Source organism: Enterobacter sp. 186315, assembly GCF_053290175.1.
The window spans coordinates 193,186-217,852 of sequence record NZ_JBPTTK010000004.1; the positions used below are offsets into that span (position 1 = coordinate 193,186).

Consider the following 24,667-nt stretch of genomic DNA (forward strand, 5'->3'; position numbering starts at 1 on the left):
GCGTTCAACGCCGCTTTTTTTTAACCTCATTTTTTACCCTGCGCCTTCCCCTCACGTTTTTTAATCTGCGACATAAATACTTTCGATCATTATATAAATCTGGATGATCAATATTTCCTGGTAATAGAATATAAATATTGTGAATATGTTCGATTTTTTCAGTGCAAAACGCTGTTTGAACTATCAATAACTGTCTTTTTTTCCGTAAAGCGGATCTAAAATGCTAATTTAGCGGCTGGTGTAAATATTCATTTTACGCAAAGGTTTTTTGAGGATTATTATATTTCCCGTGCTTCGAAGCAACGTTCTATCTATTCTACGAATATTAAATATTGTTCTAATAAAGGATTTATTATGAAACTTAACCTGTTAAATGGTTCTTGTCTTTTCATCGCAGCCTCTCTGGGATATTCCTCATTAAGTCTTGCAGCAGATAATCAAATAACGTTTACCGGAAAAGTTCTGGATACCGCTTGTACGGTAACCGTTAATGGTGGCAATTCAAAGGTCGATTTAGGGGGCACGTTAAAATCGGATATTAGTAAACAAGGCAATACCGGCGCGCCAAAAAGCTTTACCATCGCATTAAGCGCGTGCCCTGCGGATGGCCCAACCGGCGCTTATATTAAATTCTCCGGTGAAACTGACGGGAATAGCAGTTGGTTCAAAAATACCGAAACCAATTCTCCCGCGACTAAGGTTGCGGTATTAATTAAACAAGGTAATACGACGGTAAGTGCTGATGATGGTAATGATGTTATTTCTATTCCGGCGACCGGTGGCGATGTGAATGTCGATTATACCGCACAATTAATTGCGACAGCGGATGGCGCAACAAAAGGCGGCGTATCAAGCACCCTGACTTATAACATTTCCTACCAGTAAGAAGATAAGGGAGGGGGATGCCCCCTCCCTGAAGGATAGTTTATGAAAGTAAATACACTGGCGACCGGGCTTACACTCGCGCTATTTATTACGCTTCCCGCCAAAGCAAGTTTGCTGATTGGTGGAACCCGTCTGGTGTTTGATGGGGCCCGCCAGGCGGCCACGCTGTCTGTTGAAAACAAAGATCCGGTCACGAATCTCGTCCAATCGTGGCTTTCCGCTACGGATAGCACGTCCCCCGGAAAAGACGCTTTTATTATTACGCCCCCGCTGTTCCGCCTGGCGTCAGGGGAGCAGGCGGCTATTCGGGTTGTGCGTTCAGGCAAACCGCTGCCTGAAGATCGTGAATCAATGCTGTGGCTTAACGTCAAAGGAATTCCCGCGTCAACGGAGGGAGTCGAGAAAAATGCGCTACAGATTGCGATTAATTCACGCATTAAACTGATTTACCGCCCGGCCATGCTACAAGGAATGACTCCTGCTCGTTCTGCGGACAAATTAGAATGGCGTGTTAACGGCACCGCGCTTGAGGTGAGCAATACCACACCGCATTATATGAATTTCTCCTCTCTGACCGTGAACGGAGAAGTGCTCTCCGAACTTTATTTCGTTGCACCGTTCTCGAAAATGACGATCGATAAGAGAAAGTTCCCTGCTCATGGAAAAGTGACATGGAAAATATTGGATGATTATGGCATGAGCACTAAAGCATATTCACAAACGTACTGATTTGTTAAATGGAAGAAACAGGTTTGGACGGATTTTATGAGTCTGATCGCCCGATACACCGCATTCTCAATTTTAAAATGCTGGCCAATGATTTTTCTGTCCCAGACTGATGCTGTCGCAAAAGAATTTTTCAATCCGCATCTTCTTGAGACAACGGATACATCCGTTCCTGAATTGGATCTCTCTTTATTTGCTCAGGATAATGCGCCGCCAGGAGATTACAATGTCGATATCTTTATTAATGACAGTTATGTCGATACCCGAACGTTAACCTTTACCCAGTCTGTTGAGGAAAAGGGAATGCCACCCGTCCTGAGGGCCTGTCTTGAACCCGCACTCCTCCGGCAGTGGAATATACGCACCGATAAATATCCAGAGCTGTCTCAAACGGCTCGGGGCTGTGCGCCGTTGCATATTATTCAGGACGTGAAAGAGCATCTGGATATTACTCGCCAGCGTTATACGCTCTCCGTGCCGCAGGTCGATATGCAGAACACGACGCGGGGATATGTATCAGAAGATCGTTGGGATGACGGTATTTCAGCCGGATTGCTGAATTACAGCCTGTCCGGGCAAGTGGTTACGCCACGGCAGAGCGGCACCAGTACGAACAGTCAGTTTCTTTCTCTCCAGCCCGGTTTTAATGCAGGCCCCTGGAGGTTGCGAAATTACTCTACCTGGAGCCATGACGAGGACGGTCAACGCTGGAACAGTGTTTACACCTATCTTTCCCGGGATATCCACGCTTTGCGAAGCCAGATGGTGGTTGGCGAAAGTAATACCCGGTCAGATATTTTCGACAGTATGGGCTTTACGGGTGTGATGCTTTATTCAGATACAGAAATGCTGCCCGACAGTTTGCAGGGGTTTGCCCCCGTAGTGCGGGGGATTGCCCAAACAAATGCCGAAGTGTCGATTTATCAAAATGGATACGTGATTTATAAAACAGCGGTTTCACCTGGTGCATTTGCCATCAGCGATATCTATCCGACCGGGAGTTCTGGCGATCTCCTGGTGGTGGTCAAAGAGTCCGACGGATCTGAGAAACGATTTTCAGTGCCCTATGCCTCTTTGGCCATTTTGCAGCGTGAAGGTCAGGGCCGTTATTCCGCTGTAGTGGGTAAAACGCGCAGTGAAAGCCAGCAATTCCGGGCGTTTAACTTCGTTCAGGCTTCCGGAGCAAGAGGCATTCGTGGCGGGGTTACGCTGTACGGTGGATTTATCCAGGCTGAAGATCGCTACACCAACCTGCTGGTCGGGGGCGGACTGAATCTGGGGGAGGCGGGGGCGTTTTCACTGGATGCTTCGCAGGCCTGGGCTCTACTCACGTCTGAAACGTCAGCCCAACCTCCGCGCGCGCAAGGGCAGTCTTATCGTCTGCGCTACAGCAAAACGCTACAGGCTACGGATACCGCCTTATCCGTTGCAGGCTATCGCTATTCATCCAATGGATATTATTCATTTCAGGATTTTAGCGATAGCTGGAATTCAGGAAACGATACGAATGATGTTGGCAGACAACACCGTCGCGTTGATGCATCCGTTTCACAAAGCACCGACTGGGGCGGCTTCACCCTGTCGCTGATCAGAGAAACGTTCCGGGATCGATCGCGAACGGATTCGTTAAGCATTGGGTATAGCAATACCATCGGGAAGCTTTCGTATTTTATTAACTATGCCCATAACAAAAACGATGCGTGGGAAAACCGTGACGATGCCACCAGTGATGATGCTATCGCCATCAACGTGAGTCTGCCGTTTAGCGCATTCAGTCACGATGACCAATGGCAGCAGGTCTCGGCCAATTATTCTCTTAATACCGATGCTAATCATCACGCGACGCATAATGTGGGTCTGAGCGGCGCTCTGCTGAAAGACAACGCATTAAGCTGGCAGGCGTCAGAGGGCTATGCTGCCAGTTCGAAAAAATCCAACGGCAATCTTAGCGGCAGCTATCAGGGCGGGTATGCCGATATCTCCGCTGGCTATGGATACGATGAATACAATAACCGTTACAGCTATGGCGTCAGGGGCGGGGCGGTTATCCATTCTGGAGGCGTTACCTTTGCGCGGGCATTAAATGAAAGCATCGCGTTAGTACAGGCGCCAGGCGTGGTGAACGTGCCGGTGGCCGGGCAGACGAACGTTCATACTGACTGGCTGGGCAATGCGGTGATCCCCTATGTCAGGCCTTACCATATCAACGACGTTACACTGGACGCGTCTGATAACGATATTGCTCATGCCGACATGGATAACATGAATAAAAAGCTCGTTCCGACCCGCGGGGCGATTGTGCTCGCACGGTATAAAACCTGGATCGGCTATAAATCGATGATGACCCTCCGTTATCGGGGGAGGGCAGTCCCATTTGGTGCCATCGTGACGACGGAAAATAGTGATAACGAACCGGCACGTACCAATATTGTGGGTGATGATGGCCAGGTTTATCTGGTGGGGCTACCGGCGAAAGGGACATTACAGGTTAAATGGGGCGATACGTCGGATAAACAATGCTGGGTTGATTATCAACTGCCGAAAGCGGGATCCCTTAATAATATTATTTTTTATCAGGGACAGTGTCGTTCGTTTGGGGCGTAAGTAAATAAAAGAAATACAGGAAGGGGTGATATGACGCTGTGGCGATATGGAATGCTTTTATTATTGATATATGCCTGGCCGGGGGCTGCTTTTAATAGCCAGGATACGGTTAACTTTACGGTGAAGGGCAATATTATTCAGCCTCTGTGCACGGTGAATGTCCCCTCACGGATTGATTTAGGCAGCTATGCGCGTCAGGATCTGTCCGTGGCGGGTGCTAACAGCGCCAATGTGCCGTTTACTATCACTCTGACGGACTGTTCCAGGGGGCTAACGCAGGCTGTCGTTTCCTTCTCAGGTACGCCCTATGACGATGGCGCATGGGGAACCGCGCTGTATGCAAATCAGGTGGCAGAAGGGGCAAAGGGACTGGGCTTGCAGCTCTATAACAACGACGGCAACGCGCGGGTCAATCTTGCCAATGGGGTGAGCTACCCCTTTCAAATTGATGAGCAGACGGCAGGCGGAGCATTACATATTATTGCCCGAATGTATTCACCCGAAGGTAAACCCACCGCCGGGGATTTTCACACCGCTATCACGCTTAATTTTTCCTATCACTAACGCATCGCAGGAGAAAACCCATGCAGTTTATTTATCTGTTGGGCATCGTCTTATTTTTATTATCGTTTTCGTCCCATGCAGACTGCACGCGTGATAAGAACGATGGCGTGTCGGTTTCAACCATTTCCTTGCCCGACCATATATTGATTAACAGCGGGAGTTATACCAGAGGAACGATTTTATACGATTCAGGATTTATTGCGGGCAGCGACGGTAAAGTGACCATAAAAGATTGTTACCAGAACTATTATGTCGGATTTATTTATCTTTCTGCTCCGCAAACGGGAAGTATGATTGGAGAAAATATCTACCCGACAAATCTTGAGGGGGTGGGTGTCAGGGTTTATACCCTTAACCAGGCCGGGCCTTACGACAGCTCACGGGCAATTGATAATAGCTGGCAGGCTGGCGACGGAGGGATGTTGTACTCAAGCCACACCCTGAATAATTCATCCTATCAGCTGCAACTGGTTGCCACAGGAGGCGCTATTCGCAGCGGTACGTTAACGCTGCCGTCACCGCTCGCAAGAGTGGATTTCCGGGAAAACAAAACGATGACCAGTTCGGGTGACGTTGCATCGAGCCTGTCCGTGTCTGGCAGCCAGGTCGATGTGAAAGCAATGGGATGCATTGCCGATCGCGCCGCGCTAAATTTTGATATGTCCGATATCAACGTAACGCGGTTTAACACCGCATCGCGCGTGGGGGGCGTGACGCAGGCACTCACTCTGTCCTGCGAGCCAGGTACCAACGTCGCAGTCACCGTTCAGGCGCCGTCGGTCACTGACGGGGATAATCAGAATAATACCCTGATTGCGCTATCAGAGAGCGGAGCATCCGGTGTGGCGCAGGGCGTCGGGGTACAACTCAATTTGCGGCTGGCGTCAGGACGCTATGACAGTGGGCAAAACGGCCTCCCTCTCAATACGCCTGTCGCCATCCTGACCTCGCAGCGCGTCACCCACGGTAGCGAGGGTTACACGGCGTTTTCTGATCCGGGGGAACCGGGGGGCGCATTAGCCAGTGAAACGCTGACCTTTACGGCGGATTATTACAAAACGCAATCTACCGTGACGCCGGGTAAGGCCAATGCGGCGGGCACGCTGAACTTCATCTACAACTGAGCGATGTTTTGTGGAGTGACAGATGCTACTCTATGCCACTTTATTTCTTGTATCCAGCTTCAGAAAGGAAGGCTTTCATGCAAACCAGTCCGCTGCTCACGCAGTTAATGGAAGCATTGCGCTGTCTGCCGGGCGTCGGTCCGAAGTCGGCGCAGCGCATGGCGTTTACGCTGTTACAGCGCGACCGCAGCGGCGGGATGCGCCTGGCGCAGGCCTTGACCCGCGCCATGTCAGAAATCGGTCACTGTGCGGATTGCCGCACCTTTACCGAGCAGGACGTGTGTAACATCTGCACTAACCCGCGTCGCCAGGAAAACGGTCAGATTTGCGTGGTAGAGAGTCCGGCGGACATCTATGCCATCGAGCAGACAGGGCAGTTTTCTGGCCGCTACTTCGTGCTGATGGGGCATCTCTCTCCGCTGGACGGCATCGGCCCGGACGATATCGGTCTCGATCGTCTGGAGCAGCGCCTTGAATCGGAAACGATCAAAGAGGTGATCCTCGCCACCAACCCGACGGTGGAAGGGGAGGCAACCGCCAACTACATCGCTGAACTGTGCTCGCAGTACGGCGTTGACGCCAGCCGTATTGCCCACGGCGTACCGGTGGGCGGCGAGCTGGAGATGGTCGACGGCACCACGCTGTCGCACTCCCTGGCCGGCCGTCACAAGATTATTTTCTGACCAAACGGAGGTTGCATTCGTGGCCTCCGCTTGAAATTTTCCCCGCTTATCCCCATCTCACACTCAACGTTTTTAAAACCCCATTAAATGGCATTGTTGAGGTCGAAATAGATGAAAGGACAAGAAACCCGTGGTTTCCAGTCAGAAGTAAAACAGCTTCTGCACCTGATGATCCATTCCCTTTATTCCAATAAAGAAATCTTTCTGCGCGAGCTGATTTCCAACGCCTCCGATGCGGCGGACAAGCTGCGTTTCCGCGCGCTGTCTAACCCGGATCTGTACGAAGGCGACGGCGATCTGCGCGTGCGTGTCTCCTTTAACAAAGAAGACCGCACCCTGACCATTGCCGATAACGGCATCGGGATGACCCGCGACGAGGTGATCGATCACCTGGGCACCATCGCCAAATCCGGCACCAAAGCGTTCCTGCAATCGATGGGTTCTGACCAGGCGAAAGACAGCCAGCTGATCGGTCAGTTCGGCGTGGGCTTCTACTCGGCGTTTATCGTGGCGGACAAAGTGACCGTCCGTACCCGCGCGGCGGGCGAGAGCGCGGAGAGCGGCGTATTCTGGGAATCTCAGGGCGAAGGCGAATACACCGTTGCAGATATCACCAAAGCGGATCGCGGAACCGAAATTACCCTGCATCTGCGCGAAGGCGAAGACGATTTCCTCAACGACTGGCGCGTGCGCTCCATCATCAGCAAATATTCCGACCACATCGCGCTGCCGGTTGAAATTGAAAAACAGGAAGAAAAAGACGGCGAAACCGTCATCTCCTGGGAGAAAATCAACAAGGCGCAGGCGCTGTGGACGCGTAACAAGTCTGAAATTAAAGACGAAGAATACAACGAATTCTACAAGCACATCGCCCACGACTTTACCGATCCGCTGACCTGGAGCCACAACCGCGTGGAAGGTAAGCAGGAGTACACCAGCCTGCTGTACATCCCGGCGCAGGCGCCGTGGGATATGTGGAACCGCGATCACAAGCACGGCCTGAAGCTGTACGTGCAGCGCGTGTTCATCATGGATGAAGCCGAACAGTTCATGCCGAACTACCTGCGCTTTACCCGCGGGCTGATCGACTCCAACGATCTGCCGCTGAACGTGTCCCGTGAAATCCTCCAGGACAGCACCGTGACCCGCAACCTGCGTAACGCGTTGACCAAGCGTACCTTGCAGATGCTGGAGAAACTGGCGAAAGACGACGCGGAAAAATATCTGACCTTCTGGAAACAGTTCGGCCTGGTGCTGAAAGAAGGCCCGGCGGAAGACACGGCGAACGTGGAAACGATCGCCAAACTGCTGCGCTTCGCCTCTACGCATAATGACTCTTCCGAGCAGAACGTGTCGCTGGAAGAGTACATCTCCCGCATGAAAGAGGGTCAGGAGAAGATTTACTACATCACCGCCGACAGCTACGCGGCGGCGAAGAGCAGCCCGCACCTGGAGCTGCTGCGCAAGAAGGGCATCGAAGTGCTGCTGCTTTCTGACCGCATCGATGAGTGGATGATGAACTACCTGACCGAGTTCGACGGTAAAACTTTCCAGTCCGTTGCCAAAGCCGACGAGTCTATCGACAAGCTGGCCGACGAGGTGGACGAAAGCGCGAAAGAAGCTGAAAAAGCGCTGGAGCCGTTCGTTGAGCGCGTCAAAACTCTGCTGGGCGACCGTGTGAAAGAGGTACGCTTCACCCACCGTCTGACCGACACCCCGGCGATTGTCACCACCGACGCCGACGAAATGGGCACCCAGATGGCGAAGCTGTTCGCCGCGGCGGGCCAGGCGGTACCGGAAGTGAAATACATCTTCGAGCTGAACCCGGATCACCCGCTGGTGAAACGCGCGGCGGATACCCAGGACGAAACCCGCTTCGCCGAGTGGGTCGAGCTGCTGCTGGATCAGTCCCTGCTGGCCGAGCGCGGCACGCTGGAAGATCCTAACCTGTTCATTAAACGTGTGAATGCGCTGCTGCTGGCGTAATGAAACACCTGCCCCTCACCCTGCCCTCTCCCCACGGGGGAGAGGGTGTTCAAATTCCCTCTCCCCCGTGGGGAGAGGGTTAGGGTGAGGGGACATCAGACAGCACCCTCCCAAATTATCTCCCTCCATTAACCGTTTCAGCTTCCGCGCCTTCCTTGAGCCACGTCCGTTCTGATGGTATTGTTTAGCGCTTTTGAAAAATTGAACCAACTTTTGAGGGGATTTTCGCAATGCGTATTATTCTGCTTGGCGCTCCGGGCGCGGGTAAAGGAACTCAGGCTCAGTTCATCATGGAGAAATACGGTATTCCGCAAATCTCTACCGGTGACATGCTGCGTGCCGCAGTTAAATCTGGCTCCGAGCTGGGTAAACAGGCTAAAGACATTATGGACGCGGGCAAGCTGGTAACCGACGAACTGGTTATCGCGCTGGTGAAAGAGCGTATTGCTCAGGAAGACTGCCGCAACGGTTTCCTGCTGGACGGCTTCCCACGCACCATCCCTCAGGCTGACGCCATGAAAGAAGCGGGCATCAACGTTGACTACGTTCTGGAATTTGATGTACCAGACGAGCTGATCGTTGACCGTATCGTTGGCCGTCGCGTTCACGCTGCATCAGGCCGCGTTTACCACATCAAATTCAACCCGCCTAAGGTTGAAGGCAAAGACGACGTGACCGGCGAAGAGCTGACCACCCGTAAAGACGATCAGGAAGAGACCGTGCGTAAGCGCCTGGTGGAATACCATCAGATGACCGCACCGCTGATCGGCTACTACTCTAAAGAAGCGCAGGCGGGTAACACCAAATACGCGAAAGTCGACGGCACCCAGGCCGTGGCTGACGTCCGTGCAGAGCTGGAAAAAATCCTCGGCTAATAGCACCGTTCTCACCCGGGTTCTCCGGGTGAGAAAATTTCTCATTTTCCTTTCGCTGTAATTGGTTTCGTTTAACCGCATTTCCGCTACAATTGACAACCATTCAAATGGTTAAGAGGCGTGAATGAGTCAGGCGAAAACCGGCATCTTGCTTGCCAATCTGGGCACCCCAGAAGCACCCACCCCTGAAGCGGTAAAACGCTATCTGCGGCAGTTTTTAAGCGATACCCGCGTTGTGGATACCCCAAGATTGCTGTGGTGGCCGCTGCTGCGCGGCGTCATTCTGCCGATCCGCGCCCCGCGCGTGGCAAAACTGTATCAGTCCGTCTGGATGGAAGAAGGCTCTCCGCTGATGGTTTACAGCCGTCGTCAGGAAAAAGCGCTGGCCGCCCGCCTGCCGGATATGCCCGTTGCGCTGGGGATGAGCTACGGCAAACCTTCCCTTGCCAGCGCGGTGGACGTACTGCTTTCGCAGGGCGTTGAGCATATCGTCGTGCTGGCGCTCTATCCGCAGTACTCCTGCTCGACGGTTGCCGCCGTCTGGGACGAGCTGGCGCGGATCATGGCGACGCGTCGCCGTATTCCGGCCATCACCTTTATTCGCGATTACGCCGATAACGAACTGTATATCAACGCCCTCGCCAGCAGCGCCCGCGCGTCGTTTGAAAAACACGGCGAGCCGGACCTGCTCCTGCTCTCCTATCACGGCATTCCTCAGCGTTTCGCCGACGAAGGGGACGACTATCCGCAGCGCTGTCGCGATACTACCCGCGAGCTGGTCTCCGCCCTTGGCCTGCCGCCTGAAAAGGTGATGATGACCTTCCAGTCGCGCTTTGGCCGCGAGCCGTGGCTCACGCCCTACACCGATGAAACGCTCAAAATGCTGGGCGAAAAAGGCATCAAGCACATTCAGGTGATGTCGCCGGGCTTCTCGGCGGACTGTCTTGAAACGCTGGAAGAGATCGCCGTGCAAAACAAAGAGTTCTTCCTGGAAGCGGGCGGGGGAAAGTACGAATACATTCCTGCGCTTAACGACTCCCCTGAGCATATCGAGATGATGGCGTCGCTGGTGAAGAACAGCCGCTGATCGCGCTTATGGCCGGGTTTGTGCTACCATTCCCGGCCCATATTCTTGCAAAGCTCAGACCATGAAATTTCCCGGTAAACGCAAATCTAAACACTACTTTCCCGTCAACGCCCGCGATCCGCTGCTGCAACAAATTCAGCCGGTAAACGAAACCAGCGCCGCCTGGGTAGTGGGTATCGATCAGACGCTGGTGGATATCGAAGCGAAAGTGGATGATGCGTTTGTCGCGCGCTACGGTCTGAGCGCCGGGCACTCGCTGGTGATTGAAGACGACGTCGCCGAAGCGCTGTATCAGGAGCTGGTACGCGAAAATCTCATCACCCACCAGTTTGCGGGCGGCACCATCGGCAACACCATGCACAACTACTCCGTGCTGGCCGACGACCGTTCCGTGCTGCTCGGCGTGATGTGCAGCAACATCGAAATCGGCGGCTATGCCTACCGCTATCTGTGCAATACCTCCAGCCGTACCGATCTCAACTACCTGCAAGGCGTCGATGGCCCAATTGGCCGCTGCTTCACGCTGATCAGCGACTCCGGCGAGCGCACCTTTGCCATCAGCCCGGGCCATATGAATAAGCTGCGCGCCGAGAGCATTCCGGAAGCGGTGATCGCGGGGGCGTCTGCCCTGGTGTTGACCTCCTATCTGGTGCGCTGCAAGCCCGGCGAGCCGATGCCCGAAGCCACTATGAAGGCGGTGGAATACGCTAAGAAATACAACGTGCCGGTGGTGCTGACGCTCGGCACCAAGTTTGTGATTGCCGATAACCCGGAGTGGTGGCAGGCGTTCCTGAAAGAGCATGTCTCGATTCTGGCGATGAACGAAGAAGAGGCCGAAGCCTTAACCGGCGAAAGCGATCCGCTGCTGGCCTCAGATAAAGCGCTGGACTGGGTGGATCTGGTGCTCTGTACCGCCGGGCCGGTCGGTCTGTACATGGCGGGCTTCACTGAGGAAGAGAGCAAGCGTAAAACCCAGCACCCGCTGCTGCCGGGAGCGATTGCCGAGTTCAACCAGTACGAGTTCAGCCGCGCGATGCGCCATAAAGATTGCGAGCATCCGCTGCGCATCTACTCGCACATCGCCCCATACATGGGCGGGCCTGAGAAGATCATGAACACCAACGGCGCGGGCGATGGCGCGCTGGCGGCGCTGCTGCACGACATCACCGCTAACGCCTATCACAAAACCAACGTGCCGAACTCCAGCAAGCACAAATTCAGCTGGCTGACCTATTCGTCGCTGGCGCAGGTGTGTAAATACGCGAACCGCGTGAGTTATCAGGTGCTGAACCAGCACTCTCCGCGCTTAACGCGCGGCCTGCCGGAAAGGGAAGACAGCCTCGAAGAGGCGTACTGGGACAGGTAAAAGCAAAACGGCAACGTGGTTGCCGTTTTTAATGTTTGTTCCCTCTCCCTGTGGGAGAGGGCCAGGGTGAGGGCATCAGACCGCACAAGGTAAAAGCAAAACGGCAACTTCGGTTGCCGTTTTTAATGTTTGTTCCCTCTCCCTGTGGGAGAGTGCCAGGGTGAGGGCATCAGACCGCACAGGCTAACCCGTCACCACCTCACCAACCGGCGGCTTCTCCAGCAGCGTCAGCATCGTATTCGCAATCTCACGCTCGCCCATCACCACCTGATTCGCACCGCGCTCGGTAATATACTCAACCTCGTCGTCGTAATGCGCGCGGGCGATAATCTCAATGGTCGGGCACTTCTCGCGGGCAGAAGCGACAATTTCCCCGGCCTCGTAGCCGTTCGGGATGGTCAGCAGCAGCCAGCGGGCGCAGTCCAGATGCGCCAGATTCATGATCTCTTCGTTAGCCGCATTGCCCAGCACCGCGCGGATCCCACGGGCGCGCAGCTCGTCGACGCGGGTGCGGGACGTTTCAATCACCACCAGCGGAATGCCCTGCGCCATCAATTTTTCGCCCAGCAGGCTGCCGACGCGGCCAAAGCCCACCAGCAGCGCGTGGTTACAAATATCTACCGGGATCTGCTTCTCTTCTTCAATCGCCTCTTCCAGCGTCTGCTCTTCGAGGGTTTCGGTTTTTTCGAGGTATTTTTCCAGCAGGGCGAACAGCACCGGGTTCAGCATGATGGAGAGGATCGCCCCGGCCAGCACCAGATTCTGTCCGGTCTGCGGCAGCAGGTTCAGCGCCATGCCGAGGCCCGCGAGGATAAAGGCAAACTCACCGATCTGCGCAAGGCTGGCGGCAATCGTCAGGGCGGTACGCGGCGAGTGGCCAAACATGCGCACCAGGAAGAAGGCCGCCACCGACTTGCCGAAGATGATAATTGCCAGCGTCCCCAGCACGGCCAGCGGCTGCTCTACGAGGATCATCGGGTCAAACAGCATGCCGACGGAGACAAAGAACAGCACGGCGAACGCGTCGCGCAGCGGCAGGGTATCGTGAGCGGCGCGGTGGCTCAGCTCGGATTCGTTCAGCACCATCCCGGCGAAGAACGCGCCGAGGGCGAAGGAGACATCGAACAGCTCAACCGCCCCGAAGGCGATGCCCAGCGCCAGCGCAAGAACCGAGAGCGTAAACAGCTCGCGGGAGCCGGTAGCGGCGCTGCGGGACATGATCCACGGCACCAGTCGACGCCCCACCAGCATCATGATGGCGATAAACGCCACTACCTTGCCGATGGTGATGCTCATATCCAGCGCCAGCGAGGCAAAGCCGATGTTATCTTTTTCCATCATCCCGGCAACGGCAGGCAGCAGCACCAGCGTCAGCACCATCACCAGATCTTCAACAATCAGCCAGCCAATTGCGATTTGCCCGCGCTGGCTGTCAATGAGCTGCCTCTCCTCAAGCGCGCGCAGCAGCACCACGGTGCTGGCGGTGGAAAGACACAGACCAAACACGATACCGGTCATCAAAGACCAGCCAAGCAGGGCCGAAAGCGCCATCCCCAGCAGCGTCGCCACCCCTATCTGGGCGATAGCGCCGGGTATGGCGATATTCTTTACCGCCATCAAATCCTTCAGTGAGAAGTGCAGACCCACGCCGAACATCAGCAAAATCACGCCCAGCTCCGCCAGTTCAGGTGCCAGTTTGGTATCCGCCACAAAACCTGGCGTAAACGGCCCCGCCAGCACGCCCGCTAACAAATAGCCCACAAGAGGAGAAATACGCAGTTTATTGGCAATCATGCCGAGGATAAAGGCGAGCACAAGACCACCAACAATGGTGGTGATAAGCGGTGTGGCGTGATGCATTCGTTCTCCTTTCGTTTGGGTGATCCATATCTGGCGTAAATACCAAAAGGGCTAGTAATAGTTTATGACAATTTTTATCGTTATGTTTATGAACAATTGTTGAAATTTGAATAAAACAGCAATAAGCGTGAAAAAAAGCAGATTTTGATAAATTCAGAGGGGGGAAAGAGGAAAAAGCCTTACGGCATCAGGCAGTTTGGTCGCCAAAGTAAAACTTTGGCGACCGAAAAATTACGCTTTGTGACGGTTGTCAGGCAGGAATATGGTCAACATCCCTAAAAGAGGCAGGAAAGCGCAGATTTTATAGACCAGGAAGATACTGGTGTGATCGGCAACCATACCCAGCACGGCGGCCCCTAAGCCACCCATGCCAAACGCGAAGCCAAAGAACAGGCCAGAAACCATGCCGATACGCCCCGGCAGCAGCTCCTGCGCGTAGACCAATATCGCAGAGAAGGCCGACGCGAGGATAAAGCCAATGATCACGGTTAAAATCCCGGTCCATTCCAGGCTGGCGTAGGGTAAAACAAGCGTAAACGGCGCGACGCCGAGGATAGAGCCCCAAATCACGTATTTGCGCCCAATCTTATCGCCCACAGGCCCGCCAATCACCGTCCCGGCAGCAACGGCAAACAGGAAGGCAAACAGGTGGAACTGGGCGTTTTGCACCGATAATCCGAACTTTTGCATCAGATAAAAGGTGTAATAGCTGCTGATGCTCGCCATATAGAAGTATTTCGAGAAAATCAGCACCAGCAGGACCGATACCGCCAGCACGACCTTATTGCGCGGTAGCGGATTCACCACTTTCACGACCGGTTTGCCCTTATTAACGCGATGCTGCGCGGCGTACCAGCGGCTGATCTGCGCCAGCACCACAATCGCCAGCAGCGCCGCCAGGACGAACCACGCCACGTTGCCCTTGCCGTAAGGAGCGATGATCACCGCCGCCAGCAGCGGGCCGAGGGAGCTGCCGAAGTTACCGCCCACCTGGAACAGGGACTGCGCCAGCCCGTGACGGCCGCCGGACGCCATTCGCGCCACGCGTGACGACTCCGGATGGAATACCGACGAACCCGTACCCACCAGCGCGGCGGCAATAAGAACGGCTTCGAAGCTGCCCGCCATCGCCAGCAAAACAAGACCGCTCAGGGTGAAGCACATGCCAATCGGCAGCGACCACGGCATCGGATATTTATCCGTCCAGTAGCCTACGACCGGCTGTAGCAGCGACGAGGCCAGCTGGAAGGTCAGGGTGATCATACCGATCTGGACGAAGGTTAATGAAAACTCGGACTGCAACAGCGGATAGATAGCCAGAATTAATGACTGAATCATATCGTTGAGCAGATGCGAGAGGCTGATTGCGCCTAATACTTTGAAAGACGTGCGCGACGCCGCAGCGCCCGGCGCGGGCTGGGTTGATTCACTGATTGCCATAAATACCACGTTAATTGTTATTAGAGATGCAGGGTGTAATTATTATCCGACTAACATACCCGCCCGCGACATTTGAAGAAAGTCGCAATTCTGAAAACATATTTGTCTATTCTTGTGAGTCACTGTAATTTTTGCGTTTATCTATGGGTCAGGGAGAGAAGAGATGAAGTTAATGAAGCGTGCCGTTGCGCTGGCGCTGCTTGCCGCATGGGGGCTGACAAGCCTGCCGGCGCAGGCATACGAAAAAGATAAAACCTATAAAATCACGATCCTGCATACCAACGATCACCACGGCCATTTCTGGCGCAGTGAATACGGCGAGTATGGCCTGTCTGCGCAAAAAACGCTGGTGGACGGCATTCGCAAAGAGGTGGCAGCCGAAGGCGGCAGCGTGCTGCTGCTGTCGGGCGGTGATATTAACACCGGTGTGCCGGAGTCTGATTTACAGGATGCCGAGCCCGATTTTCGCGGCATGAACCTGATTGGCTATGACGCGATGGCGGTCGGCAACCACGAGTTTGATAACCCGCTGAGCGTGCTGCGCCAGCAGGAGAAGTGGTCTAAATTCCCGTTCCTCTCTGCCAATATTTACCAGAAAAGCACCGGCGAGCGCCTGTTCAAACCCTACGCGCTGTTTAAGCGTCAGGATCTGAAAATCGCGGTTATCGGTCTCACCACCGACGACACGGCGAAGATCGGCAATCCCGAATATTTTACCGACATCGAATTCCGCAAACCGGCCGACGAGGCGAAGCTGGTTATCCAGGAATTGCAGATGAACGAAAAGCCGGACGTGATTATCGCGACTACCCATATGGGGCACTACGATAACGGCAACCACGGCTCGAACGCGCCGGGCGACGTGGAGATGGCGCGCAGCCTGCCCGCTGGCTCGCTGGCAATGATTGTGGGTGGTCACTCGCAGGATCCGGTCTGCATGGCCTCCGAGAATAAAAAGCAGGTGGATTACGTGCCGGGCACGCCGTGCGCACCGGACCGTCAGAACGGTATCTGGATCGTTCAGGCGCACGAGTGGGGCAAATACGTGGGGCGTGCGGACTTCGAATTCCGCAACGGCGAGATGAAGATGGTGCACTACCAGCTTATCCCGGTGAACCTGAAGAAGAAAGTGACCTATCAGGACGGGAAGAGCGAGCGCGTGCTCTATACACCGGAAATCGCCGAGAACCCGCAGATGCTCTCCCTGCTGACGCCGTTCCAGAACAAAGGCAAAGCGCAGCTGGACGTGAAAATCGGCACGCTTAACGGTCGTCTGGAAGGGGATCGCAGCAAAGTCCGCTTCGTGCAGACCAACATGGGTCACCTGATCCTGGCGGCGCAAATCGCGCGCACCGGGGCCGATTTCGGCGTGATGAGCGGCGGCGGTATTCGTGACTCCATCGAAGGCGGCAACATCACCTATAAAGACGTGCTGAAGGTGCAGCCGTTTGGCAACGTGGTGGTCTATGCCGACATGAGCGGCAAAGAGGTGATTGATTATCTGACCGCCGTGGCGCAGATGAAGCCGGACTCCGGCGCCTATCCGCAGTTTGCCAACGTCAGCTTTGTGGCCAAAGAGGGCAAGCTTAACGATTTGAAAATCAAAGGTGAGCCGGTCGATCCTGTGAAGACCTACCGTATGGCGACCCTAAGCTTTAACGCCACCGGCGGCGACGGGTATCCCCATATCGATGACAAACCGGGCTACGTGAATACCGGCTTTATCGATGCGGAGGTGTTGAAGCAGTTTATTCAGCAGAACTCGCCGATTGACGTGAATGCGTACGAACCGAAAGGTGAGGTGAGCTGGCAGTAGTGTTGTGCGGCCTGATGCCCTCACCCTGGCCCTCTCCCACAGGGCTTCCCCACCAAATGTAGGCGCTAAACCATTCCCTCTCCCCTTGGGAGAGGGTTAGGGTGAGGGGGAACATACGGCTCTGTTGGTCATTCCGTTCACCTTGGGTTCCTTGCTTCTCTGTCACCACACTACTTGTGAACGTGCCATGGGGGCTCGCCGCCGCCCCCCTGGCAACCCGGGCTCCCGGCAAGAAAATCGCCGCTTCGCGGTACCCTCAGCTTATTCCTTCATGCTATCGGGTCGGGCACCAGCCTGCATCCATGCAGGCTATGCCCTCTCGGCGCGTCCATGCGCCTCGCCCCGGCATTACGGAAACGCTTCGGCGATTTACAGCCGGACCAGGGTGTTGCTGTAACGCTGTTATCTATATGAAATTATTCTCATCGCTTTATGAGAAAAATTACTGAGGAACCCTCTCCCACCGGGAGAGGGCGCAAACACAAAAAACGGTAACGCCTGTTACCGTTTTGCTTTTACCTCGTAGCCGCCACCCGGCTTTTTTTACTCCCGACGCGCGATATCCGCAAATTTCGCATCCAGCATTTTCGCCAGATCTGCCGCCGCCAGTTCGATATCCAGCCCGCGCTTGCCGCCGGAGATAAAGATGGTGCTAAATTCCTGCGAAGGGGCGTCAATCAGCGTTGGCAGGCGCTTTTTCTGTCCCAGCGGGCTGATCCCGCCCACCAGATACCCGGTCGTGCGTTGCGCAACCATCGGGTCGGCCATATCAACCTTTTTCGCCCCTAATGCTTTAGCGACCTTCTTCAGATCGAGCTGCCCGGCAACGGGGGTGACCGCAACGGCGAGGTGCTTCATATCCCCGTTCACCGCGACCAGCAGCGTCTTGTAGACCTGGTCGGCGTTCAGCCCCAGCTTGCGCACCACTTCGTCGCCAAAATTGGTTTCATTTGGATCGTGATCGTAAGTGTGGATCCGGAAGGTGATTTTGTTTTTTTCGAGTAATTTAACGGCGGGAGTCATACCTATCCTTCTTACGACAGACGATTTATGCGTAAAGCATACGCCTGACGTTTGTCTAAAAAATAGCACCATCTTGCGCATATAGTGTTGGCAGTGATGGTCACTTTGAGCGACAATCGGCTCAACCGAAGGTCTCCTTCGGCATAATAAAAACGATGAAATTCCTCTTTGACGGGCCAATAGAGATATTGGCCATTTTTTTTATTTCAGCAACGACGGCAAATTTCCTTCTCCGTACAAATGCAGCGCCCCGACGGCCACCACGTAGCGCCCGGCGGGCAGGGCATACAGCGTTTCTCGCCAGGCCCGGTTACGCTCGTTCATCAGCACATCGTACAGCGACTGGCTGAAGGTGGCGGGCAGCACGGGCTTATCATCCGCAGGTGGCGACTCCAGCCACCAGCCCACCATTACCTGCAATAACCGCGCGTTGGTATGCCAGTGCGTCAGGGTGTCGTCCAGCAGCAGCAGGCCATCGTCCGGAAGCTGGCGCAGCAAATCAACCTGACTGTCCGCCCCTTCAAGCTCGATAATCGGCAGATCCTGCGCGCGGGCGACGTTGAGCAACTGGTAATCAATGCCGTATTCCCCGCGCAGGCCCAGACGCTGCGCCTGGGTCGCCTGGAGCACCATCGCAATTTGCCACAGGGGCTGGGTTTCCAGCATCGACAGGGATAAACCGAGCTCGTCCGCCGCGCGGGTCAGCCCGGCAAGCTGGTCTTCGCTCAGGCGTTCATTCAGCGGGGGAGGAATGTCCAGCCCGGCAAAGGGAGATTCGCTGCCGGAAATATCCGCTTCGACCACCAGCGCATCGGCTTTGCGCAACAGGTTGAGCAGAGCGGGCGGGAGAGGCGACATCCCGGAGGTGCCCATATGGATGCTGCCGACCAGATGCAGATGCTGCCCGCCGGGCAGTGAAATATCGATGCCGGGCCAGGCGTAGCGACGGGGAAACAGGGCGCGAAACGAGGTTTTTATACGATTAAACAGGCTCATACGCGCTCCATAAACGGAAAGGTTCATGCTAGCGCGTACGAGTACAAGGTTCAATCTTTCGGTTTAAACCGCAGCAGGCGGTTGGCGTTGCTCACCACGGTGATGGAGGAGAGCGCCATCGCCGCACCCGCCACCACCGGGTTCAGCAGCGTGCCGGTCAGCGGCCATAAAATCCCGGCGGCAATCGGAATGCCGAGAGAGTTATAGACAAAGGCCCCGAGCAGGTTTTGCTTCATGTTGCGCAACGTCGCTTTCGCGATAGACAGCGCGTCGGCTACCCCCATCAGGCTGTGGCGCATCAGGGTAATGGCGGCGGTTTCAATGGCGACATCGCTGCCGCCGCCCATCGCAATCCCCACGTCCGCCTGCGCCAGCGCCGGGGCATCGTTAATGCCGTCACCGACCATCGCCACCTGACGTCCCTGGCCTTGCAGCTTTTTGATGGCATCGGCTTTGCCGTCCGGCAGCACGCCCGCAATCACCTCATCAATACCCGCCTCTTTCGCGATAGCGTTGGCGGTGGTCGGGTTATCCCCGGTCAGCATTACCAGACGATAGCCCGCGCGGTGCAGACGCTGTAGCGCCTCGACGCTGTCCTGACGCAGCGGGTCGCGAACGGCAAACAGCGCGGCGGCTTTACCGTCAACGGCCAGCAGCACCGGCGTTGCGCCCCGTGAGGCCTGCGCTTTCAGCGCATCGTCAAGCGCGGCGGTCTCAATACCGTTCTCGTGCAGCAGTGCCTGGTTGCCGAGCAGCAGCGCGTGATTGTCCACGTCACCGCTTACCCCCAGCCCGCGCAGGGTGCGGAAATTATTGACCTGCGGCAGCGAAGGCTCTGCCGCTTTATCCAGAATGGCGCGCGCCAGCGGGTGGCTGGAACCCTGCTCCAGCGCGGCGGCGAGGCGCAATGCGCCGGCTTCGCTAATGCCTGCGGTGGTGATCGCCACGACCTGCGGTTTCCCTTCGGTCAGCGTGCCGGTTTTATCAAATACCAGCGTATCGAGGGTGCTTGCGCGTTGCAGGGCGTCGGCGTCACGAACCAGTACGCCAAATTCGGCGGCGCGACCGACGCCGGAAATAATCGACATCGGCGTTGCCAGACCCAGCGCGCAAGGGCAGGCGATAATCAGCACCGTGGTGGCAATCACCAGGGTGTACACAATCTGCGGTGCCGGGCCAAAGACGTACCAGATAGCGGCGCTCAGCAGGGCAATACCCACCACCACCGGCACGAAAATGGCGGAGATTTTATCGGCGAGCTGGCCGATTTCCGGCTTGCTGCTCTGCGCCTGGCGCACCATGCGAATAATGCGCGACAGCGTGGTGTGGCTGCCGACGGCGCTGGCGCGAAACAGCACGCTCCCGTCTTGCACGACCGTCCCGGCGTGAACCGCATCGCCTGTGGATTTCTGCTGCGGAACCGGCTCCCCGGTAAGCATGGCTTCATCCAGCCAGGCTTCTCCCTGGGTGATTTCACCGTCAACCGGGACGCGATCCCCGGTGGTCAGGCGCAGCGTCATGCCCGGCTGCACGTCAGCCAGCGGGACGCTCTTTTCTCCTGCATCCGTGACGACGCGCGCCGTCGGCGGGGTTAAATCGAGCAATCTTTCCAGCGCCTTCGAGGAGCGCTGACGCGCCCGCGCTTCAAGCATATGGCCGAGGTTAATCAGACCGATAATCATCGCGCTGGCTTCGTAATAAAGGTGGCGCGCCTCCATCGGGAACCACTGCGGCCAGACGTTGACGCTCATGGAGTAGAGCCACGCCGCGCCCGTACCGAGGGCAACCAGCGTATCCATCGTCGCGGTGCGGTTTTTCAAACTTTTCCAGGCGCTGGTATAGAAGTGACCGCCCGCGAAGACCATCACGGCGAGGGTAATCAGCCCGATCGCCAGCCACAGGGAACGGTTATCGTCGGTGACCATCATGTTGTCGCCGATCATTCCCCAGACCATCACCGGGATCCCCACCAGCAGCGCGACAATCGCCTGCCAGCGGAAGCGTTTCATGGTGGCGATGGCGGTTTCCTGCTGGCGCTCGCGGCGTTTGGCGTCATCCTCGATGGCCTCTGCGCCGTAGCCCGCTTTTTCTACCGCCTGCACTAAATCTGCGGTGGAGGCACTGCCCATCACCAGCGCAGTACGCTCCGCAAGATTGACCCGTGCCTGCGCGACACCCGGCACCGCCTGCAAGGCGTTTTGTACCCGGGAAACGCAGCTGGCGCAGCTCATGCCGTTGATCAGCAGCTGTTGGCTGTCATCAATATCATCAGCTACCGGAAGCTCAGGAGTGGCCGCTGTCAGTGCTTCCGACGGGAGTGATGACTCTGCCAGCGGTTTAGCCTTTGGGTGGCTTAGCTCCGCCCCGTAACCGGCCTGTTTAATGGTCTCGATCAGCGCGTCGGCGCTGGCGCTACCGATTACCGCAGCGTGATCGATCGTCACGTCCGCGCTTTCAACGTCAGGACGCTGTTCCAGACTTTCTTTAACGCGTTTGACGCAGTGGCCGCAGGAGAGGCCGTCCAGCGTCAGATCAATGGTGTGAGACATAATAAAACTCCCGTATAATGACTGGTCAGTTATTGACCTTTTTAACGCTTTTCGCTAACTGTTATAAAGGTTAAACCTTCCATCAAGGGGAAGGTCAAGGGGGAAATGTGAATATCAGTGACGTTGCGAAAAAAACCGGATTAACCAGCAAAGCGATTCGCTTTTACGAAGAGAAGGGGCTGGTCACGCCGCCGCTGCGCAGTGAAAACGGCTACCGCAGCTATACGCAGCTGCATCTCGACGAGCTGACGCTGCTGCGCCAGGCCCGGCAGGTGGGGTTTAATCTGGAAGAGTGCGGCGAGCTGGTGCAGCTGTTTAACGATCCGAAGCGCCACAGCGCGGACGTAAAAAAACGCACGCTGGAAAAGGTGGCGGAAATCGAACGCCACATTGCCGAGCTACAGGAGATGCGCACCCAGCTGCTGTCCCTGGCGGCGTCCTGTCCGGGCGATGACAGCGCCGACTGCCCGATTATCGACAATCTTTCCGGCTGCTGCCACCGCAAGGCCCACGCTTAACGGGCTTTCACCCGCAGGGTGATCCCCTCTACCGCAATGACCTCTACCCGCGTCCCCGCGCTGAGGTCATCGTCTGCGACTACCGGCCAGGAGCTGTCCCCCACGCGCATGTGGCCGCGCCCGTTAACCAGCGTAGTATCCAGCGTAAAGTGCTTACCGATAATCTGCTGCCCGCGCTGGTTAAGATACGCGTCGGCGGGTTTTTGCTCTTTCACCTGGCGGTTCAGCCAGCGCCACCACAGCCACGCGGCCACCAGCGTCAGCACCGCAAACATCGCTCCCTGCCATGCCCAGTCGAGGGGCAGCAGCCAGACGAGCAGCCCGGTTAACACTGCCGCGACGCCGCTCCAGAGCAAATAGCCGTTGCCGCCGAGCATCTCGGCGGCCAGCAGCAGGCCGCCAAGACTCAGCCAGAAGGCATGAGGATGTGCGACGATGAGTTCAATCATTTTCTGCGCTCGTTTCCGCTGTCTTTGATCAGTTCAGAGATACCGGCAATCGACCCCATCAGGCTGCTGGCATCGAGCGGCATCATCACCACTTTGCTGTTGTTCGCAGAGCCGATCTCTTTCAGGGCATCGGTATATTTCTGCGCGACGAAGTAGTTCACGGCCTGAATATCCCCGGCGGCAATCGCTTCGGACACCATCTGGGTCGCGCGGGCTTCCGCCTCTGCCGAACGTTCACGCGCTTCGGCTTGCAGGAAGGCAGACTGGCGCTCCCCCTCGGCTTTGAGGATCTGCGACTGTTTTTCCCCTTCGGCCTTCAGGATCTCCGCCTGACGCACGCCTTCGGCCTCAAGAATATAGGCGCGCTTGGTACGCTCGGCTTTCATCTGGGCGTTCATGGAGGCGATCAGCTCCGCCGGTGGGCGCACGTCGCGGATCTCAATACGGGTGACTTTGATCCCCCACGGGTTCGTCGCCTGATCGACGATGTGCAGCAGGCGGGTGTTGATGCTGTCGCGCTGTGAAAGCATCTCGTCCAGTTCCATTGAGCCGAGGACCGTTCGAATATTTGTCATCGTGAGGTTTACGATAGCGAGTTCGAGGTTGCTGACCTCATAGGCGGCCTTTGGCGCGTCGATCACCTGAATAAAACAGACCGCATCGATGGTGACGTTGGCGTTGTCCTTGGAGATCACTTCCTGGGAAGGAATATCCAGCACCTGCTCCATCATGTTGATTTTACGACCAATCCGGTCCATGAAGGGGACGATAAGGCTCAGGCCAGGCTGAAGCGTTTTGGTGTAGCGGCCAAAGCGTTCGACGGTCCACTGATAGCCCTGCGGAACAATTTTGACGCCCGCGCCAACGATAACCAGCGCGACGAAGATAAGGACAGGAATAACGATGAGCATAAAACCTCCTGTTTTGAATGCTGCAAAGAGAAACTGCGGGAGTGTTAGCCGTAAGTATATCGGCTATCGCTCAGAAATTCGCCCCTGTAAAGAGGTGGGAAAACGGACAGCCCCGCCCGATGAGCAGGGCGTGGGGGTTACGCTTCGGAATGGGTATAGCTGAAATCGGTAATGAACCCGTCACCCGCCTCGGCGATGGCCCGGGAAAGTCCCTGATAATAATTTTCCAGCCCGATGGCCTCGATCTGCTGGATCTGCTCGCGAATAGGTGCGCAGAACAGCACCGCGTTCCCCGCTTCTACGCGTTTGTTGTTTGGCGGGAGATCGCCTGCAATGGCTTTAAACCAGGTTCGGATCCCCTGCTTTAAGTTGTTCGGCGCTTTGGCCAGATTATCGATCCCGGTCAGGACTTGCAGGGTCGGGAACTCGTCGGCGAAAACGGCGGTTTTCATGCGATCGAAGAACTGGCTGAACAGCTCGAAGGATCCGAGGTCGGTCACGCGCGGTTTGGTGGTTTTGCCGTTCTTGTTGCCGATTTTACTGGTGGTGTAGGCCGGTGACGGCACCGCATTGAACTTCTCCAGCTCCAGCCCGAACAGCAAATTACAGTGGGCGCGACGTTCTTTAAGCGGGTAGGAGAGAAGCACATCAATAAACTGGGTCGCTTTTACATCCGCGAGGTCATGGTTGATAAGCCACTGGGTGCGGGAAAACTCGGCCGGAGACACAAACCAGGCGGGCACCTCGGTGAAGCGTCTGGATTTCCCTTTACCATCAAATTCAAGGAACTCAGAACCATTATTAAAGGCGAAATAGCAATTTTTAAAACTGCCAATAGTGGTATTGACGATAAGCGCTTTCTTCACAAAATCGACGACTTCTGCACCGATGACAAAACGTGTGAGTTCCGAGGTTTTGATGACTTCCATTAATGTTTCTACATCAGGAACGCCTGGCTTAAGGGAAGGGAACTCATAAAATATATGTGTCATGTTGCATACTTCCTATAGTTATAAGAATGACATATTGCTGGCGAAAAATTCTAACACTACTCACTGTCTGAGGCCATGCGCCCCCGTGGCGAGAAAACCGGCGAGATCACAAATGGAAGAAATACGTTACTTTTTAATGTCAACATGTCAAACCTTGTTGACATCATGAAGACTAATATTTTTAAACACTATGTGTCTTTTGAGTGTTTTGAT

At 55.5% G+C, this 24,667-nt stretch carries 20 protein-coding genes; 12 read left to right on the forward strand and 8 right to left on the reverse strand.

Going from position 1 to position 24,667, the window contains the following annotated elements:
* Positions 1–354: 354 nt before the first annotated feature.
* From ACSVHP_RS06800 to ACSVHP_RS06845, 10 genes are all read left to right on the forward strand, one after another.
* The gene (locus ACSVHP_RS06800) at positions 355–885 is read left to right on the forward strand and encodes a fimbrial protein (RefSeq protein ID WP_447551364.1); all 531 of its coding nucleotides are present in this window, start codon (positions 355–357) and stop codon (positions 883–885) included.
* Positions 886–927: 42 nt separating this feature from the next.
* Positions 928–1,614 (forward strand): fimbria/pilus periplasmic chaperone, encoded by a 687-nt coding sequence (locus tag ACSVHP_RS06805; RefSeq protein WP_447551365.1) that lies wholly within the window; start codon positions 928–930, stop codon positions 1,612–1,614.
* A 36-nt stretch (positions 1,615–1,650) separates the two neighbouring features.
* Positions 1,651–4,215 carry a fimbria/pilus outer membrane usher protein gene (locus ACSVHP_RS06810; RefSeq protein ID WP_447551366.1) on the forward strand — a complete coding sequence of 855 codons (2,565 nt, stop codon included), beginning with the start codon at positions 1,651–1,653 and terminating at the stop codon, positions 4,213–4,215.
* A 30-nt stretch (positions 4,216–4,245) separates the two neighbouring features.
* Complete coding sequence (locus ACSVHP_RS06815) at positions 4,246–4,779, forward strand: fimbrial protein (RefSeq protein WP_447551368.1); 534 nt, start codon at positions 4,246–4,248, stop codon at positions 4,777–4,779.
* A 20-nt stretch (positions 4,780–4,799) separates the two neighbouring features.
* The gene (locus ACSVHP_RS06820) at positions 4,800–5,903 is read left to right on the forward strand and encodes a type 1 fimbrial protein (RefSeq protein ID WP_447551369.1); all 1,104 of its coding nucleotides are present in this window, start codon (positions 4,800–4,802) and stop codon (positions 5,901–5,903) included.
* A 77-nt stretch (positions 5,904–5,980) separates the two neighbouring features.
* Positions 5,981–6,586: a recombination mediator RecR gene (gene recR, locus ACSVHP_RS06825; protein WP_008499298.1), complete on the forward strand. Its 606-nt coding sequence runs from the start codon at positions 5,981–5,983 to the stop codon at positions 6,584–6,586.
* A 111-nt stretch (positions 6,587–6,697) separates the two neighbouring features.
* The gene (gene htpG, locus ACSVHP_RS06830) at positions 6,698–8,572 is read left to right on the forward strand and encodes a molecular chaperone HtpG (protein ID WP_447551370.1); all 1,875 of its coding nucleotides are present in this window, start codon (positions 6,698–6,700) and stop codon (positions 8,570–8,572) included.
* Between the two features lie 230 nt (positions 8,573–8,802).
* Positions 8,803–9,447, forward strand: coding sequence for an adenylate kinase (gene adk, locus ACSVHP_RS06835; RefSeq protein ID WP_014069168.1), 645 nt, complete (start codon positions 8,803–8,805; stop codon positions 9,445–9,447).
* A gap of 124 nt (positions 9,448–9,571) precedes the next feature.
* Entirely contained in the window at positions 9,572–10,534 is a 963-nt protein-coding gene (gene hemH, locus ACSVHP_RS06840) for a ferrochelatase (protein WP_447551373.1), read from the forward strand.
* Positions 10,535–10,595: 61 nt separating this feature from the next.
* Positions 10,596–11,900 carry an inosine/guanosine kinase gene (locus ACSVHP_RS06845; protein WP_234676514.1) on the forward strand — a complete coding sequence of 435 codons (1,305 nt, stop codon included), beginning with the start codon at positions 10,596–10,598 and terminating at the stop codon, positions 11,898–11,900.
* Between the two features lie 183 nt (positions 11,901–12,083).
* Here ACSVHP_RS06845 and ybaL read toward each other — a convergent pair whose 3' ends face one another.
* The gene (gene ybaL / locus ACSVHP_RS06850) at positions 12,084–13,760 is read right to left on the reverse strand and encodes a YbaL family putative K(+) efflux transporter (RefSeq protein WP_447551374.1); all 1,677 of its coding nucleotides are present in this window, start codon (positions 13,758–13,760) and stop codon (positions 12,084–12,086) included.
* A 231-nt stretch (positions 13,761–13,991) separates the two neighbouring features.
* Positions 13,992–15,200, reverse strand: coding sequence for an MFS transporter (locus ACSVHP_RS06855; RefSeq protein ID WP_447551375.1), 1,209 nt, complete (start codon positions 15,198–15,200; stop codon positions 13,992–13,994).
* Positions 15,201–15,363: 163 nt separating this feature from the next.
* On the opposite strand from ACSVHP_RS06855, the gene ushA reads away from it, so the two are divergent.
* Entirely contained in the window at positions 15,364–17,016 is a 1,653-nt protein-coding gene (gene ushA / locus ACSVHP_RS06860; RefSeq protein WP_447551376.1) for a bifunctional UDP-sugar hydrolase/5'-nucleotidase UshA, read from the forward strand.
* 543 nt (positions 17,017–17,559) lie between these two features.
* Here ushA and ybaK read toward each other — a convergent pair.
* The 3 genes from ybaK to copA form a co-directional block, all read right to left on the reverse strand.
* Positions 17,560–18,039, reverse strand: coding sequence for a Cys-tRNA(Pro)/Cys-tRNA(Cys) deacylase YbaK (gene ybaK, locus ACSVHP_RS06865; protein ID WP_447551377.1), 480 nt, complete (start codon positions 18,037–18,039; stop codon positions 17,560–17,562).
* A gap of 201 nt (positions 18,040–18,240) precedes the next feature.
* Positions 18,241–19,035 (reverse strand): TraB/GumN family protein, encoded by a 795-nt coding sequence (locus tag ACSVHP_RS06870; RefSeq protein ID WP_447551379.1) that lies wholly within the window; start codon positions 19,033–19,035, stop codon positions 18,241–18,243.
* A 50-nt stretch (positions 19,036–19,085) separates the two neighbouring features.
* Positions 19,086–21,584 (reverse strand): copper-exporting P-type ATPase CopA, encoded by a 2,499-nt coding sequence (gene copA / locus ACSVHP_RS06875; RefSeq protein ID WP_447551380.1) that lies wholly within the window; start codon positions 21,582–21,584, stop codon positions 19,086–19,088.
* 107 nt (positions 21,585–21,691) lie between these two features.
* On the opposite strand from copA, the gene cueR reads away from it, so the two are divergent.
* A complete protein-coding gene (cueR, locus tag ACSVHP_RS06880) occupies positions 21,692–22,102 on the forward strand; it encodes a Cu(I)-responsive transcriptional regulator (protein ID WP_234674899.1) in 411 nt (136 codons plus the stop codon).
* Here cueR and ACSVHP_RS06885 read toward each other — a convergent pair.
* The 3 genes from ACSVHP_RS06885 to ACSVHP_RS06895 all read right to left on the reverse strand — a co-directional run bounded on the left by ACSVHP_RS06885 (position 22,099) and on the right by ACSVHP_RS06895 (position 24,454).
* Complete coding sequence (locus ACSVHP_RS06885) at positions 22,099–22,551, reverse strand: NfeD family protein (RefSeq protein ID WP_417313464.1); 453 nt, start codon at positions 22,549–22,551, stop codon at positions 22,099–22,101. The two genes, cueR and ACSVHP_RS06885, sit on opposite strands and share 4 nt — an antisense overlap.
* Positions 22,548–23,462 (reverse strand): SPFH domain-containing protein, encoded by a 915-nt coding sequence (locus ACSVHP_RS06890; RefSeq protein ID WP_234674901.1) that lies wholly within the window; start codon positions 23,460–23,462, stop codon positions 22,548–22,550. The genes ACSVHP_RS06885 and ACSVHP_RS06890 overlap by 4 nt, the downstream gene beginning before the upstream one ends.
* Before the next feature lie 137 nt (positions 23,463–23,599).
* Positions 23,600–24,454, reverse strand: coding sequence for a hypothetical protein (locus tag ACSVHP_RS06895; protein ID WP_447551381.1), 855 nt, complete (start codon positions 24,452–24,454; stop codon positions 23,600–23,602).
* Positions 24,455–24,667: the final 213 nt, after the last annotated feature.